Below are 14853 nucleotides of genomic sequence, written 5' to 3' on the forward strand. Positions count from 1 at the left end.
TGGCTCAAGTCGAAGCTCGGCTATGACGATTCGCTCGACGCGTTCGGCGTGCACGGCGTGGGCGGTATCCTCGGCGCGCTGCTGACGGGCGTGTTCGCGGTGAAGGACATCGGCGGCGCCGACGGCAATGTCATGCTCCAACTCAAGGGCGTTGCGATCACGCTGATCTACAGCGGCGTGCTGAGCTTCATCCTGCTGAAGCTGATCGACCTGACGATCGGCCTGCGCGTGTCGGAAGAGCAAGAGCGCGAAGGCCTCGACGTGATCCTCCACGGCGAAGCAATCGAGTAATCACTCAAGGTCGCTGGATCATCAGCGACCAACGACGCGTGCTCACGCATCTTCCAAAAAAGGCGCACTGTACCCGCCGGCCATCGCCGGCGGGTCGGCGGACTGGCTTAGGCAGTGTCGTGGCAGGGGACTTCACGATTCCGGATTCCACGCGTGGTTCGCTCGTGGCCAAGCGGCTATGGGCGAAAGCGTGCTGATTTTGCGGGGGCTCGATTTCACGAAATTCTGCATTACACGGCCATTCAGACCCGAAACTCGCGCGGTGCTCGTACGACCGTGGCGGCTGGTCATGGTGGGCGGGGATTGTGAAGTACTCGCAGTAAGTGCGCTTTAAATCCCGTTCCCAGTTGCCTCCTTTCCAAAAACCGTGCGGGATACGCATTATTTTCTTGGATGCTGATCCGACATTGACATCGGGTGAAATGCCAGAATCATTGACGTCCTGCTAGACGAAAAAAATGATGGGAACTCGGCATTGCGCTTGAAGATCGCGTGTGCGGTGCATGCATGGCGCGATCGGATATATCTATGCAGCGCTATCCGTAGTACCGAGTGTTATGAGAGCGGGTCCATGAAAAAAAACGATCAGCGTCACCCCGCAGTATTGGTCGTGCTCGCGTCCCAGATAACCTGCCTGACAATATTTGCATTTGCGGAGGGGTTCGTGGAAAAAAGCAAGTGGATGGGTGCGTGGTTCGGGCTGAGTTTCCTGTTCGGTTTGATTCTGACACGTGGCCATATCGGGATGTGGCGCAATTGCAGTGATGAAAGGAGTCTGGTGGTATTTCTCCTGAAAAACCCGACATATCTTGCCGTTGCGATCGCAACTCTCGGTCAGTTGGTCGCAATATTAACTGCAAATCATGTTTGACTCAATCGTGGAGCTCACAGGCATGAAAAGGTCATTGTTGGCACTTTCGCTATCCGTAACGTTTGCAGCGTCGGCACACGCGCAAAGCAGCGTCACCCTGTACGGTTTGATTGATACAGGAATCGTCTACACGAATAATCAGTCGGGTCATAGCAATTGGCAAATGGCGACGAGCTCGACCCAGAACACGGTTTTTGGTCTCAAGGGATCGGAAGATCTCGGCGGCGGATTGCATACCGTCTTCAAGCTGGAACAGGGCTTCAATCTGAACAATGGTACCCAGGCATTCGCCGGCGACGGATTTGGGTCACAGGCGTGGATCGGTCTGCAAAGCGATCCGTATGGCACCGTCACATTCGGGCGTCAGTTTGACGTGCTCAACGACGTGCTCGGACCACTCACTGCTGGCAGCAACACGTGGGGGGGTAACCTGGCCGCCCATCCGTTCGAGAACGACAATCTGGCGGCTGACTCAGTTGTCGTCAACAATACGGTCAAGTATGTAAGCCCAACCTGGAGCGGGATCACCTTCGAAGGGATGTACTCCTTCAGTAACAAGGCCGGGAGCTTTGCGAACAATCGTGCATATGGCTTTAGTGTGTCGTATGCGCAGGGTCCGGTTAACCTTGCAGGCGGCTACCTCCAGTTCAACAATCCGGGGGGCGGTGCCGTTGGCACCAATCAAAATGGCGCCATTTCGCAAGGCGATGGCAGCGCCAACTTTATCGCGGAGCGTCAGCGCATCTGGGGCGCGGGCGGCAACTACACGTTCGGCCCAGCAACCGTTGGCCTGGTATGGAGCCATACGCAGCTCGACAACATGACGAGCGTTATCTCCCTTGGCCTCGGCAGCTACCTGCCAATCAGCGGTACCCTGCGGGTCGACAATTACGAGTTAAACGCACGCTACGCGATGACGCCGGCGTGGAGTGTATCCGGGGCATACACGTACACGGATGGCGCATACAGCAATGGTGCGACGAACGCTTCTCCCGCATGGCATACGGCCATGCTCCAGACCGACTACTCGCTGAGCAAGCGCACTGACCTTTACCTCGAGGGTGTATATCAGCACGTGCATGGTGCACCGGCCGGGTCTGCGGTAGGCGAGGCGATGATCAACACCCTCTCGCCGTCTTCGACTGGCACGCAAGTGGCAGTCACGGTTGGCATGCGTCACCAGTTCTGAGTCCACGATCTTCATGACCGCGGCTTGGTCCCACGCTCGACATCGATCTGGTGTGGGGTCATGCCGCGAATGTCATTTGCTGAATTTGACCCAATGCGCAGGCCGGACGGCAAATTCTGACGAGGGATGATCGATCACACGAATGCGACGGCGTTTCGCTGCGATTCAGTCGAAACCGCAATGAATCCGCGCGGAAAATATCGGAGGTCGCGGGCGCCGCGTCGCGTAGAGTAGAGCGACAACGGCGGCGCGGCGCATCCCTGCACGGGCTTCGGCTGACGGCTGTCGCGATGTCCGCCATCGCCCTTCGCTTTTCCAGGAGACCCCGCATGCCGCACAGCGCCCCGTCGCATCTCGCTCCCGCTTCCATCATCGTCGACCCGATCGTGCGCCTGTCGGCGGGCGAGCTCGCGTCGGCGATCCGCAGCAAGGCCGTCTCGTGCGTCGAGACGATGAACGCCTACCTCGACCACATCGAGCGCGCGAACGGCGCGATCAACGCGATCGTCGCGCTGCGCGACCGGGACGCGCTCGTCGCCGAGGCGGCGCAGAAGGATGCGGAGCTGGCGCGCGGCGAGTATCGCGGCTGGCTGCATGGCCTCCCGCAGGCGCCGAAGGATCTCGCGATGACGAACGGGATCGTGACGACGTTCGGCTCGCCGATCTTCCGCGAGAACGTGCCGAAGGCCGATTCCGTCTGCGTTGCGCGGATGCGCGCCGCGGGCGCGATCTTCATCGGCAAGACCAATACGCCGGAGTTCGGCCTCGGTTCGCATACGTTCAACGAAGTTTACGGCGCGACGCGCAATCCGTACGACCTGACGAAGAGCGCCGGCGGCAGCAGTGGCGGCACGGCGGCTGCGCTCGCGGCGCGGATGTTGCCGGTCGCGGACGGCAGCGATTTCGGCGGCTCGCTGCGCAATCCGGCCGCGTTCTGCAATATCTACGGTTTCCGGCCGTCGCAGGGCCGCGTGCCACGCTGGCCGGGCGTCGACGTATTCGTCCAGCAACTCGGGATCGAAGGGCCGATGGGGCGTACTGTCGGCGACGTCGCGAACCTGCTCGCAATCCAGGCGGGCTACGACCCGCACGATCCGCTGTCGCTCGCCGAGGATCCTGCCGTGTTCGCCCAGCCGCTCGACGCGGACCTGCGCGGCAAGCGCATCGCGTGGGTCGGCGACTGGAACGGCTATCTGGCGACCGAGCCGGGCGTGCTCGCGCAATGCGAAACCGGGCTCGCGACGCTGCGCGAGCTCGGCTGTGACGTCGATGTGGCGCTGCCGGCATTCGCGCCGGAACGGATCTGGCGGATCTGGCTTGCGCACCGGCACTTCCTGTCCGGTGGCGGCCTGCTCGCGCATTACCGCGATCCGGCGCGCCGCGCGTTGCTGAAGCCCGAGGCGATCTTCGAGGTCGAGGGCCTGTTCGCGTTGTCCGGGCAGGCAATCTTCGATGCGAGCACCGAGCGCACCGCGTGGTACCAGACGCTGCTCGGCTTCTTCGACCGCTACGATTTCATCGCCGCGCCGACCGCGCAGGTGTTCCCGTTCGACGTGGACGCGCGCTGGCCGCAGCAGATCGCGGGCCGCACGATGGACACCTATCACCGCTGGATGGAGACGGTCGTGCCGTGGACGCTCGCGGGCTGTCCGGTGATCAGCGTGCCGGTCGGCTTCAATGCGGCCGGGCTGCCGATGGGGATGCAGCTGATTGGCCGGCCGCGCGCGGATCTGGCGGTGCTGCAGCTCGCGCGTGGCTATGAGCAGGCCGCAGACTGGGTCGGCAAGCGACTGCCGGGCTGGGTTGCTGCGTAAATGGTGAGTGAGCGGTGGCTGAGCCGGTGAATGAGCAGTGGCTGAGCGATGGCCGCGTGGTGGCTGAGCACTCGCTAAGTGGTGGCTGAGTGGTGACCGAGCGGTGGCTGTCGCGGCGGCGCACGCCGGGCGTGGGCCCTGCGTCGCGCGACCGGCGACGCAGGGCCCGATTCGCGTTCAGAACGTGATGTTGGTCCGTACGCCGAGCACGAACGTGTTGCGCAGCGGCGCGCGCGGATTGTCCGGGTTCTGGCCGGCACCTGCGTTGAACGTGTACTGCGCATCTGCCTGGATCTGCCACCACGGCGCGACCTGGTAGTTGTACATCGCCTCGAGCGCCGTCTCGCTGCTGCGCACGCCGTATGGCCCGCCGCCGAACGCGAGCGCGTCCTGGTCGAGCGAGCGCGCGTGGCGGCCGACCTTGATGTACGTGAGCGCGAGGCCGGCGCTGTCGTTGTCGCGGCCCGCGAACGGCGCCTTCAGCACGACGCCGACGTTGGCCGCCGCGCTGACGAGGTTGCGGTCGCCCGGCGCGCCCATCACGCGCGCGAACACGCCAAGGCTGCGCGGGCTGTCGGGGCCCGCGCGCCATACCATCTGGTCCGCGACCGCGTAGACGCTGTAGTCGCCGCGATGCGGACGGCCGACGCCACTCGAGTCGGGATTCGCGAGCGACAGGCCGGACGTGTCGTCGCGCTGGTCCGCGAAGCTGCCGCTGTGATACCAGACGCCGAGCTTGTAGGTGCCCGGCAGGCCGCCCGGCGTCTTCGTGCCGCCTGCGTTGCCTTCCTGGTTGATCGCGTACTGCAGCTCGCCGATGAAGAGCGCGCCGTTGTGAAGGTTGAAGTTCGTACCGCTGCGGTTGTCCGGGTTGTTGCCGAGCGGATCGCCGTCGAACACGCCGGCGAGCGCGGTCAGCGACGGCGTGAGCTTCGCGCGCACCCGCACGCCGAGCGCGGACAGCGGATACGCAGGGCCGCCGTTCGGCAGGTCGTACGAGGGCAGCGCGGGCCAGCCGAACATCGTATTGATGAAGGCCGCCGAGTAGGTGCTCGTCAGGAATTCCTGGTCGATCGCCTGCTGGCCGATTTTCACGTCGACCCGGTCGTCGAGCAGCGCCTGCTGATACCAGAGTTCCCACAATCGCGTCGTGCTTTCGGCTTCGATTCCGCTCGCGGTGTTGAGCGTGCCGAGATAGTTCGGGCTGAACTGGCGGCCGTGGATCTGCAGTGCGCTGACGTTGAAGCTGCCGCCCTTCCAGCCGAACGCCTTGTCGGTGTCGACGCCGAGCGTCATCGTCGTCAGCCCGTGATACGCGACGCCGCGGTCGAGGCCGCCACGCAGGTTCGCGAGCAGCTCGCTCGATTCCGTCAGCCCGAACGTGACGCCGTACTTGCCGAGCCACGGGCGGATGCCGCCGATGTCGCCGAGCAGTGTGTCGCGGGTCCACAGGCTGTCGGCAGTGGGCGTCGCGTTGTCGCCGGCGGGGGGCGTGGCGGCGGGCGCGTCCTGCGCGACGGCGACGCCCGCGTTCAGCAGCGCGGCGCATGCGACGGCGGTGATGGACAGGCGGCGCAGCGGGCGAACGGGCGCGACGCTATCCGCGGCGAAATCTGCGACGAAATGCGGCGAAACGAACGGCATGACGATCCTTGTGGACGAAGCGATGGACGGCCCGCGCGTGGTGCGCAGGCAATTGAAAGCGAAACGGGGCGAATCGTAAGAAACGCGGATCGTCGCGTCAATCGTGAAACCCGGATCTCGACGAGATTGATGCAAAAAAGGAACGAATCCCGATGCGCGCTTGATATCGAGCAGCGGATGCGTGCGAATGCGCGGCGACGTCTTGTTTCGCCGCGGCTTTTCAAGCCGGCGTGGCACGCGATTTCGTATCGATGTGTATCAATCGTTGCGGCGTCGCGCGGCGCGCTTCGACAATATTCGCCTCTTCATTTCGGCACGGGGAACAACACATGAACAGGATTCGCGCGACGGGCAAGCATCTGGCCTGGGCGGGCATCGTTTGCGGTGCACTGTTGAGCGGCGCCGCGCACGCGCAGCTCGACCTTCAAGCGCTGGGGGCGTCGCTGCTCGGCGGCGGACAGCAGCAGACGGCGCCGGCCCAGGGCGGCATGGCGCAACTGCTGCAGGCGTATGTCGGCGCGAATCAGCAGGTGCTGACCGGGCAGTCGTCGCTCGCGTCGGCGATGGGACTCACGGGCGCGGCCGGCCAGGCCCAGCAGGCGGCGAGCCTGCTGGGCGGCGGCAATGCGCTGACGCCGGCCGCGCTGTCGCAGATGGGCGGTGCGCAGCAATCGGTGTCGCAGGCGCTGGGGCAGGCGTTCGCGAACGGCGGCGCGTCGCACGGCCCGATCGACAAGCAGGCGTTCAGCAACGGCCTCGCGTCGCTCGGCCAGGGCCTCACGCAGTACTCGCAGCTGCAATCGGGGCTCGGCAGCCTCGGCTCGGCAAATCCGGCATCGCTGCTGCAGTCGGGCCTGAATCCGCAGAACGTGCAGGCGGCGTCGTACATCGCGCAAAGCGCGCCCGGCCAGCTGCAGTCGCTCGCGTCGACGCTGAGCCAGGCCGTGCAGTTCGCGACGAGCCAGGGCATCTCGGTGCCGTCGGCCGCCGCGTCGGCGCTCAAGCTGCTGCCGTAACGACGTCCGCCACGCGCGAGGCCGTCGCTTACGATGACCTTGCGCAGCATGGGGGTTTCGGCCGGTGCTATCGTGTGGCGTCCCAGCTACCGGCGGCGGCCCATGACTGACACGTTCGACCTCTCCCGTTATTTCGCACGCATCGGCTACGACGGCCCCGTCGCGCCGACGCTCGACGTGCTGCGTCGCATCCATCTGCTGCACCCGCAGGCCATTCCGTTCGAAAACCTCAACCCGCTGACCGGCGCACGTGTCGCGCTCGACGTGCCGTCGGTCGTCGCGAAGGTCGTCGAGCGGCGGCGCGGCGGCTACTGCTTCGAGCTGAACAAGCTGTTCTACACGGCGCTCACGCGGGTCGGCTTTCGGGTGACGCCGCTGATCGCGCGCGTGCGCTGGATGCGGGCGCCGGACGACGTGACCGCGCAAACGCACATGCTGCTGCGCGTCGATCTCGACGGCGACGCGTGGTTTGCGGACATCGGCTTTGGCTCGGCGACGTTGACGGCGCCATTGCGCTACGCGCCCGGCGAGCGCCAGCTCACGCCGCACGGCGCGTTTCGTGTGATCGACGCGCCGGTCGACGGCGAACTCGACATGCAGTGCGAGACGCCGGACGGCTGGCAGACCACGTATCGCTTTTCGCTGAAGCGGGCCGAGTGGATCGACTACGAGGCCGCGAACTGGTTCACGTCGACGTATCCGGATTCGATCTTCGTGAACGACCTGATCGCATGCCGAGTGCTGCCGGAAGGGCGCGCGGCGCTGTTCAACACGACGCTGACGCTGCGCGATGCGGCGGGCGCGGGGAGCTCGCAGACGTTTGATGACGCGGCAGCATGGGGCGCGTGCCTGCGCGAGACGATCGGGATCGATACGACGGGGTTTGATCTCGACGCGTTGTTTGCGCGGGTGGCGGCGCGCGGGGCCGTGCCTGGCGCGCGCGGCCGGGCGATGGAGGGGGAGGCTGCCGAGCGTTGATGAAGGGGGCGGCTTGGGCAGATTCCCGACGCCGCGTTCCAACGTGCAACGTATCGTTCGCATTGCAGCAATTCAGGCCTTCACAAAAATGAAATCTGTCGTTAGAATGGCGTCCCCTTGCACAGGTTGCGGAGCTGGCAGACGCACTATCCTGATTGCATTGAAATGCCGACGTGGTGAAATTGGTAGACACGCTATCTTGAGGGGGTAGTGGCGAAAGCTGTGCGAGTTCGAGTCTCGCCGTCGGCACCAATACGATGCTCTGATAGCCAGCAGCGCTAACGGCAATTGGCATCGTTCACTTCCGCAGCGCTATCTGCTGCACGCTCCGTTTCATTCGACTCGTCAGAGTCTCCGCTGGACTCGCTGCATCGTCCCTGATGCTCGCTGCGAGGGCTTGCCCATCTCCGCCATCGACGTCGATATCCGGCACGGCGAATTCGTCGCGCTGCCCGGCCGCTGTTCATGATATTTCGGTTTCCTTCGGTTTCCTATACGCACGCATGTCAAGCATGTTGCATTAAAGACCGTGCAACTTTTGATCGATATCATCGGCATCCTCGTGCACAACGACATCGAGCCATCGAGCGGGATGCGCGAACGGAACGCGTGACGTTCACGGGAGGAAAGGTGCCGGCGGCCGGATGGCCGAGGCTCTTCGACAGACGGGCAGGCCGCACAGGTCCCCAGCGAGACGGAGCATTGGATCCCGCCTTCAACGACTACCGGAAGAAACAAGGCTCGATCGGCTATCAGTTCGAGCCGATGGCGCGCGCTGAGCTGCATGCGTGTCGGCGGTGAACGGCGAGCCGGGTTCACCTGTGCCTTTCAGCGAATCGACCAGCACGTCGATTCCGTGAAAATCGAGCGCGTCGACGTGCCTTTGCACTTCCTGGAGAAAGTCGGCATAGCGGCCGTCGTTCGCGTATCGGCCAATCCATTCCTCCATATCGGTCAGGCGACCGTCTCTGGCAAGTCGCGCCAGTTCCTCGAGGGCTTGCACGGACGGATGGCGAGTGACGCGCGAAACGGCGGGGTGCCCGGCGTCGACCATCGGCGGCGACGGCCGCTGGAGCGCCGACTGAGGCACGAGCCCATGCCCGACCGCAGGCGCGGCGATTTCGAATGAAAACGCCGTTCCGACACCGGGCTTGCTGGAGACGGCCAGTTCACCGTTCATCGCCGTGACGATACGCTGCGCGATGAACAGGCCGAGCCCGGTGCCGCCGTTCACGGCCTGAACCTGCTGATACGCGTGGAAGATATCGGGCTTTCCCGCGACGACGATCCCGATGCCCGTGTCAGCGACCTCGAGGCCGATGCGGTAGCCGCCGGCTTCGCGGTGCGCATGAACGGAGAGCGTGACGACGCCGTTGCGCGTGAATTTCGACGCATTGGAAAGCAGGTTGAGCAACACCTGTTGCAGACGGGTTCCGTCGATTTCCAGCGTTTTCGGCAGCGGCGTGAGCGGCCGAAAGATGAACCGGTTGTCCTGTTGCGCGCAGAGTGCGACGGCGTAGCTGCCGATGTCGTCCAGAAGCCCGGGCAAGTCCGTGGCATCGGGAGAAATGCCGAGCGGCTGCAGCTCGGCCTTCGTGTATTCGAGCAATTCGTCAATCAACGTGAGCTGATAGCGGATGCTGCGGTCGATCGACTGGATCAACCTGGTCTGATTGCGTGTCGCACTCTGCAGCAGGAGCTTCGAGTATCCGTTGATCGTGGACAGCGGGGCGCGCAGATCATGGCTGACGTACCCGAGGGTTTCGATCTTCTGCTGCATGTTGGTGTGCGCCTGATGCAGCGCTTCGTTGAGCGCGACCGTGCGTTTCGCGACTTCGTCCCGCAGGCGATCCTGTTCCGTGAGTTGCCAGTGCGCGAGCCGCTTGCGCGCTTCGGTGCGTTGACGGCCCACGTGGTTGATCCACGCGGCCAGAACCAGCAGGTGCGTGGCCAGGCCGATGATCGCGATAACGGGATTCGGGTAAATATCGGACTTCAGCCAGGACAGCACCGGCGGGATTGCGTCCAGCCCGTCGAGGGTGCGAATCAGGATATTGAAGCTGGCAAACGTGACCGCGATCAGCATCAGGCGGCCGGTCGGCGTTTTACGTCTGGCAAGCATCAGCGCAACGCTGATATTCACGACGGAAACTAGGGTGTTCAGGCGCAGGCAGAACCACGTGAAGGTCAACAGGTCGCCGAAAGCCGCGCCCGCCATGCCGATGCATTCGAGGCACAGGATCGTCAGGAACACGAAGCGCATCGGTATCCTGGCCTTTTCGCCGTCAGCGATCTTCAGAATGAACGCAATGAAGAGCGCCACGGCCAGATACGCGAAGAGCACTTCGCTACGCGCCGACCATTCGGATGCATCGGGCCACAGGTACACCCGGGTGTAGCCGCGAATCGCCGCCTCGAACAGGGTCGTGGCCAGGCCCATCGCGGCCAGCAGATAGAACGCGCCGCTGCGGGAAAAGAACCCGATCAGCAACGCGCACCACACGAGTGCCAGCAGCCCGCCGAAAAAGCCGAAGTTCCACATGGCGGCGCGCATCTCCTGCGCATGCCACGCGTCTCCGGCGAAGACTGCCGGCGCGAGTCGCAATTCCTTGCGGGAAGTGACGCGCATCAGCACGGGAACCCTTTCGCCGGGGCGCAGCGTGATGTCGAGCGCCGGGTAGCGCGGCGACGTCCGGCTCGCATCGACATCGGCAGGGGGGAATACGCCGTCAAGCGCCCATCGCCCGTTTCGGAAGGTACGGAAATCGACGTGATCGACACGTACGTCGCGAAGCACCAGCACGAGCGGGCGCTCGACACTGTCGCGATTGACCAGCGTGAGATGAATCCACCACGCAGACCGGGAAAATTCCGGATTGAGCCGGTCGCCGGTCGCCGGCAGAAAGCCGCCTTGCGCATTCGCGAACCGCGCGAGCACCTGGTCGACTGGCATCGCGGCCGTGGCATCCTCGAAGATCGATACCGCTTCCAGTCGTGCCGGGCTCCCGGCTGTCGCGGCTCGGGCTGGCGTGCATATGACGCATGCAATCAGCAGGAACAACAGCGCGGCGTAACACTCGATGACGGATGCCTGGCATCGCTTACGCATCGGGGTGAAACCTTTCGACAATGTCAGCCGTATCGCCCCGGCTGTGCTGCCTTCGCCAGTCGGACGGCGTGATGCCGAAGCGCTCGCGGAACGCGGTGGCGAAATTGCCGGCGGTAGAAAAGCCGATCTCTTCGGCAATATCCCCGATGCCCATCGATGTCTCGGCGAGAAAGCGCTGTGCGGTCCGCAACCGCGTGTCACGCAGATATTCGAATACCGTCTGGCCGAGATTGTCGCGGAACACCCGGGACAGGCGCTTTTCGTGGGTGCCGACCAGTTTGGCGAGCGCTTCGAGGGCCGGCGGATTGCGCAGGTCACGCAGCAGGACCTCGCTCGCGGCGCGTACCAGCGACGCATCCGGGTGGCCCGGCAGCGCCGGCAGGTGCTCAGGGGGCTGGCTGCCGAGCGTCTTCTTCAAATGATTCCGGATTCGCGCAATCACTTCGGCCGGCTCGAACGGCTTGATGATGTAGTCGATCGCGCCAATCTCGAGCCCTTCGATGCGTTCCTCGAGGCCGCCGGCGGCGGTCAGCATGATGATCGGGATCGTTTGAGTCGACGGGGTCGACGTGAGCAATCGGCATGCGGCAAAGCCATCCATGCGGGGCATGCGCACGTCCATCAGGATCAGGTCCGGGGAGATGGCCTGAGCACGGTGATAGGCCTGCAAGCCGTCGAACGCGACACTGATCCGGCAGCGCGCGCCACGCAGGATCTCGATCAGCAGCTGAAGCTCGTTCGGACGGTCATCCACGACAAGAACATGGGCGCCAGAGAGATCCGGCGCGGCACGAGGCGACGTCGAACTTGACAAGCGAGATGACATGGTTGCGAACGAGTGGGGAGGGGCGAGCTGGCTTGCGCTGCGGGCATCGCGAGCCACGGACGCGCCATTGTTGCAAAATTCACCAGCCGACGGAAGGGATGCTTGGGGATCCTGCGCGGTCGTTCGCGGATGCGATCACGGGCTTCAGATCGATGCGCTCGAAGCAACCGGACGCGGAAAGGCCGATCCGGTTGCTTTCAACTCGACGGCCGACGGGCGGGCCAGCAACCGGCGAGTCGAGATCGTGTTGCAGCGTTGATTGCGCGCCGTTTTCGCGCGCTCAGCGCCCCAGCGCGTAGAACTCGGCGTTGGGACGCATGTTCGTCACGTTCGCAAGGCGATTGGACATGCCGAAGAACGCCGAGATCGCAGCAATGTCCCAGATGTCTTCTTCGGTGAAACCGTGCGATTTCAGGATGTCGAAATCCGCCTCGCCCACCAGGTGCGCCGTCTGCGAAACCTTCATCGCGAAGTCCAGCATCGCTTTCTGGCGGCTCGTGATGTCGGCCTTGCGGTAGTTGGTGGCGACCTGGTCGGCGATCAGCGGATCCTTCGCGCGAATGCGCAAGATGGCCCCATGCGCGATGACACAGTACTGGCACTGGTTCACGCTGCTGGTTGCCACGACGATCATCTCCCGTTCGGCCTTGCTCAGGTTGCCGGGCTTGTCCATGAGCGCATCGTGGTAGGCCATGAAGGCGCGGAATTCGTCGGGACGATGAGCGAGCGTCAGGAAGACGTTCGGGATGAAGCCCGACTTTTCCTGAACCGCGACGATGCGTTCGCGAACGTCCTCTGGCAAGTCTTCAAGCGCCGGCACCGGAAAACGGCTGACGGGGGCGGAATGGGCGATGGTCATCGGTGTCTCCTGGAAAAGTGGTGAGTTCCTGACGCGTGAACACGCGCCGGGTGGAATGGGGACGGCGAGACGTTTGTCTGCCTCACGCATTGACATCCACGATAATGCGGCCGCGAACCTTGCCGTTCAGCAGTTGTTCGGCAACGGGAATGGCGTCGTTCAGGCCCACTTCGCGGCCGATGGCGCCCAGCTTCGCGATATCCAGGTCCGAGCCAAGGCGGCGCCAGGCGATCAGCCGCTCGGTGCGGGGGCACATCACGCTGTCGATGCCGACCAGGGTGACGCCGCGCAGGATGAAAGGGGCGACGGTGGCGGGAAAATCCATGCCGGCGGCCAGGCCGCAAGCGGTGACTACGCCGCGGTAGCGGGTGGTGGCGCACACATTGGCGAGGACGTGGCTGCCCACCACATCCACCGCGCCGGCCCATCTTTCCTTCTGCAAAGGCTTGCCGGGCTCGCTGAATAGGGACCGCTCCAGGACTTCCGCCGCGCCGAGCTGCTGCAGGTAATCGGCATCCGCCGTGCGGCCGGTGACTGCGACGACGCGGTACCCGAGTCGAGCCAGGATCGCCGTGGCGACGCTTCCCACGCCGCCGGCCGCGCCGGTCACCACGATCTCGCCGTCACCGGGGCGCACGCCATGTCGTTCGAGCGCCAGCACGCACAGCATGGCCGTGTAGCCGGCCGTGCCGATCGCCATGGCCTGTTGCGGCGTGAACGCTGGCGGCAACGGCACCAGCCAGTCGCCATCGACGCGCGCCTTCTGGGCCAGTCCACCCCAGTGTGTCTCGCCCACTCCCCAGCCGTTGAGCACGACCCAGTCGCCGGCGCGGTAGTCGGGGTGCGCGCTCGCTTCGACCTCGCCCACCAGGTCGATGCCCGGCACCATCGGGAGCTTGCGGACGACCGGAGCCTTGCCGGTGATCGCCAGCGCGTCCTTGTAGTTCAGCGTCGAGTGGCTGACACGCACCGTCACGTTGCCGGCGGGCAACTGCGCGTCGTCCAGCGCCTGTACCTGGGCCCGCTGGCCGGCTTCATCCTTGTCGATCACGATGCCTTGGAACATGGGGTTCTCCTTTCTAGACCGATCGTCTAGTTAATGGCAAAAAAATTCAGTGGCGCGGCAGTCCGTTGAAGAAAAACCGCGCAAACACCTCCAGCGGCACGTTGCTGCGCTCCAGCTTGGCGCGCAGCACGGCGCCTTCCCAGCCGGTCCAGAAAAACATCGCCAGCTCGGCGGGCGTGGCTGACATCGCGAGTTCACCTGCTCGCTGGGCAGCGATCAGGCAGTCGGACAAACGGCGCTGCCAGTCTTCGAAAGTGGCGCGCAGACGTTCGCGGAAACTCTCGGGCAACGCGCCCATTTCCTGCCCGAGATTCCCGATGAGGCAGCCCCGGCTGTACGCGTAGCGGGCCATGCCGTCCTTGGCGTCATCGACGAAGGCCCGCACGCGTTGCAGCGGCGGCAGATCCGGGTTGCTGAAATGGCGGTCCAGCTTGCGCGCGAAGAAGTCGGCGTAGCGGTCGATCAACTCCAGGCCAAACGCCTCTTTGCTGTCGAAATAGTGGTAGAAGGACCCTTTGGGTACCCCGGCGCGCCCGAGGATCTCATCGAGCCCGGCGGCCGAAAAACCCTTTTCGGTCAACACTTCGAGCCCGGTGCGCAACAGGGCATCACGCGTGGCGACCAGGTCGTCGTGCTGCTTCGGCGGTCGACCGCGGCGGCGAGGGGTGTCGGTTCGAGTGTCCATTCGTCAATAATAGACCGATCGTCTCAAAAATAAAATGCAAATGTGCAAGTCGCGTCGGCCAGGTCGCCGGGCGTTGCCGCTGCATCCCTCGTGCCGCACGCCCGACGGCGTTACTCGCCCGGCGTCTCCGACAACTCGGGATCGAATCCTTGCTGATCGTCGTGCGGGGGAAGGTCGAGAACGAGTTTGACGGCGCTCATGTTTGCCTTCAGCGAAAACACGCGGCCGATCACGAGAAACGACTGCTGCAGATGCTCGAGCTCGACGAAATCGCCCGGTTGCGGCAGGTGTGCGCCCTGGTCGTAGGAAAAGCTGGTGTTGGTTTGATCACCAACCGTTTCTGCGGCCTGCTCGGTGAATTCGATGGTGATGTGCGTGGTCATGCGAACCCGGATGTGTGGTGGTTGAAGAAGTGTTCGATTGTCGCAGATTGTCGACGTCAGCCGAATGACCGTCGCGGGTGTGCGTCGCGCATCGTCTCCGCGCCGGGATAAGTGCAACAATG

General features: G+C 64.1%; 12 protein-coding genes, 1 tRNA gene and 1 pseudogene. 7 read left to right on the top strand and 7 right to left on the bottom strand.

What is annotated here, in order from left to right; translation table 11 throughout:
• The 4 genes and pseudogenes from DID96_RS18850 to DID96_RS18865 all read left to right on the top strand — a co-directional run.
• A pseudogene (locus DID96_RS18850) lies at window positions 1-291 on the top strand (ammonium transporter); the annotation flags it as partial.
• A 571-nt stretch (window positions 292-862) separates the two neighbouring features.
• Entirely contained in the window at window positions 863-1162 is a 300-nt protein-coding gene (locus DID96_RS18855) for a hypothetical protein (RefSeq protein WP_124600794.1), read from the top strand.
• A gap of 22 nt (window positions 1163-1184) precedes the next feature.
• On the top strand, window positions 1185-2351 hold the full coding sequence (locus DID96_RS18860) for a porin (protein WP_124600795.1): 1167 nt from the start codon (window positions 1185-1187) through the stop codon (window positions 2349-2351).
• 329 nt (window positions 2352-2680) lie between these two features.
• Window positions 2681-4165 carry an amidase gene (locus tag DID96_RS18865; protein ID WP_124600796.1) on the top strand — a complete coding sequence of 495 codons (1485 nt, stop codon included), beginning with the start codon at window positions 2681-2683 and terminating at the stop codon, window positions 4163-4165.
• A gap of 177 nt (window positions 4166-4342) precedes the next feature.
• Here the strand turns inward: DID96_RS18865 and DID96_RS18870 are convergent, their stop codons facing one another.
• A complete protein-coding gene (locus tag DID96_RS18870; RefSeq protein ID WP_124600797.1) occupies window positions 4343-5809 on the bottom strand; it encodes a carbohydrate porin in 1467 nt (488 codons plus the stop codon).
• Window positions 5810-6138: 329 nt separating this feature from the next.
• Here DID96_RS18870 and DID96_RS18875 point away from each other — a divergent pair, with 329 nt between their 5' ends.
• The 3 genes from DID96_RS18875 (at window position 6139) to DID96_RS18885 (ending at window position 8055) form a co-directional block, all read left to right on the top strand.
• Window positions 6139-6825: a hypothetical protein gene (locus tag DID96_RS18875; protein ID WP_124600798.1), complete on the top strand. Its 687-nt coding sequence runs from the start codon at window positions 6139-6141 to the stop codon at window positions 6823-6825.
• Window positions 6826-6927: 102 nt separating this feature from the next.
• Window positions 6928-7803, top strand: coding sequence for an arylamine N-acetyltransferase (locus DID96_RS18880; RefSeq protein ID WP_124600799.1), 876 nt, complete (start codon window positions 6928-6930; stop codon window positions 7801-7803).
• A 167-nt stretch (window positions 7804-7970) separates the two neighbouring features.
• Window positions 7971-8055: transfer RNA gene (locus DID96_RS18885), tRNA-Leu, on the top strand.
• Between the two features lie 463 nt (window positions 8056-8518).
• Here DID96_RS18885 and DID96_RS18890 read toward each other — a convergent pair.
• The 6 genes from DID96_RS18890 to DID96_RS18920 all read right to left on the bottom strand — a co-directional run bounded on the left by DID96_RS18890 (window position 8519) and on the right by DID96_RS18920 (window position 14731).
• Window positions 8519-10912: a sensor histidine kinase gene (locus DID96_RS18890; RefSeq protein WP_124600886.1), complete on the bottom strand. Its 2394-nt coding sequence runs from the start codon at window positions 10910-10912 to the stop codon at window positions 8519-8521.
• The gene (locus tag DID96_RS18895) at window positions 10905-11738 is read right to left on the bottom strand and encodes a response regulator (protein WP_124600800.1); all 834 of its coding nucleotides are present in this window, start codon (window positions 11736-11738) and stop codon (window positions 10905-10907) included. Before DID96_RS18895 ends, DID96_RS18890 begins: the two co-directional genes overlap by 8 nt.
• 280 nt (window positions 11739-12018) lie before the next feature.
• Complete coding sequence (locus DID96_RS18905) at window positions 12019-12597, bottom strand: peroxidase-related enzyme (RefSeq protein ID WP_124600801.1); 579 nt, start codon at window positions 12595-12597, stop codon at window positions 12019-12021.
• Between the two features lie 82 nt (window positions 12598-12679).
• Window positions 12680-13663: an MDR family oxidoreductase gene (locus DID96_RS18910; protein ID WP_124600802.1), complete on the bottom strand. Its 984-nt coding sequence runs from the start codon at window positions 13661-13663 to the stop codon at window positions 12680-12682.
• 46 nt (window positions 13664-13709) lie between these two features.
• Window positions 13710-14348 carry a TetR/AcrR family transcriptional regulator gene (locus DID96_RS18915; protein WP_124600803.1) on the bottom strand — a complete coding sequence of 213 codons (639 nt, stop codon included), beginning with the start codon at window positions 14346-14348 and terminating at the stop codon, window positions 13710-13712.
• Window positions 14349-14458: 110 nt separating this feature from the next.
• Complete coding sequence (locus DID96_RS18920) at window positions 14459-14731, bottom strand: hypothetical protein (protein WP_124600804.1); 273 nt, start codon at window positions 14729-14731, stop codon at window positions 14459-14461.
• Between the last annotated feature and the right edge of the window lie 122 nt (window positions 14732-14853).

Origin of the sequence: Burkholderia sp. Bp8963, from assembly GCF_003854275.1 — a bacterium.
Lineage (GTDB): Bacteria > Pseudomonadota > Gammaproteobacteria > Burkholderiales > Burkholderiaceae > Burkholderia.

Excerpts from the sequence above, each read along its gene's own strand:
- DID96_RS18855 (WP_124600794.1), top strand. The coding sequence starts at position 863 with ATGAAAAAAAACGATCAGCGTCACCCCGCAGTATTGGTCGTGCTCGCG.
- DID96_RS18860 (WP_124600795.1), top strand. The coding sequence starts at position 1,185 with ATGAAAAGGTCATTGTTGGCACTTTCGCTATCCGTAACGTTTGCAGCG.
- DID96_RS18865 (WP_124600796.1), top strand. The coding sequence starts at position 2,681 with ATGCCGCACAGCGCCCCGTCGCATCTCGCTCCCGCTTCCATCATCGTC.
- DID96_RS18870 (WP_124600797.1), bottom strand. The coding sequence starts at position 5,809 with ATGCCGTTCGTTTCGCCGCATTTCGTCGCAGATTTCGCCGCGGATAGC.
- DID96_RS18875 (WP_124600798.1), top strand. The coding sequence starts at position 6,139 with ATGAACAGGATTCGCGCGACGGGCAAGCATCTGGCCTGGGCGGGCATC.
- DID96_RS18880 (WP_124600799.1), top strand. The coding sequence starts at position 6,928 with ATGACTGACACGTTCGACCTCTCCCGTTATTTCGCACGCATCGGCTAC.
- DID96_RS18890 (WP_124600886.1), bottom strand. The coding sequence starts at position 10,912 with ATGCGTAAGCGATGCCAGGCATCCGTCATCGAGTGTTACGCCGCGCTG.
- DID96_RS18895 (WP_124600800.1), bottom strand. The coding sequence starts at position 11,738 with ATGTCATCTCGCTTGTCAAGTTCGACGTCGCCTCGTGCCGCGCCGGAT.
- DID96_RS18905 (WP_124600801.1), bottom strand. The coding sequence starts at position 12,597 with ATGACCATCGCCCATTCCGCCCCCGTCAGCCGTTTTCCGGTGCCGGCG.
- DID96_RS18910 (WP_124600802.1), bottom strand. The coding sequence starts at position 13,663 with ATGTTCCAAGGCATCGTGATCGACAAGGATGAAGCCGGCCAGCGGGCC.
- DID96_RS18915 (WP_124600803.1), bottom strand. The coding sequence starts at position 14,348 with ATGGACACTCGAACCGACACCCCTCGCCGCCGCGGTCGACCGCCGAAG.
- DID96_RS18920 (WP_124600804.1), bottom strand. The coding sequence starts at position 14,731 with ATGACCACGCACATCACCATCGAATTCACCGAGCAGGCCGCAGAAACG.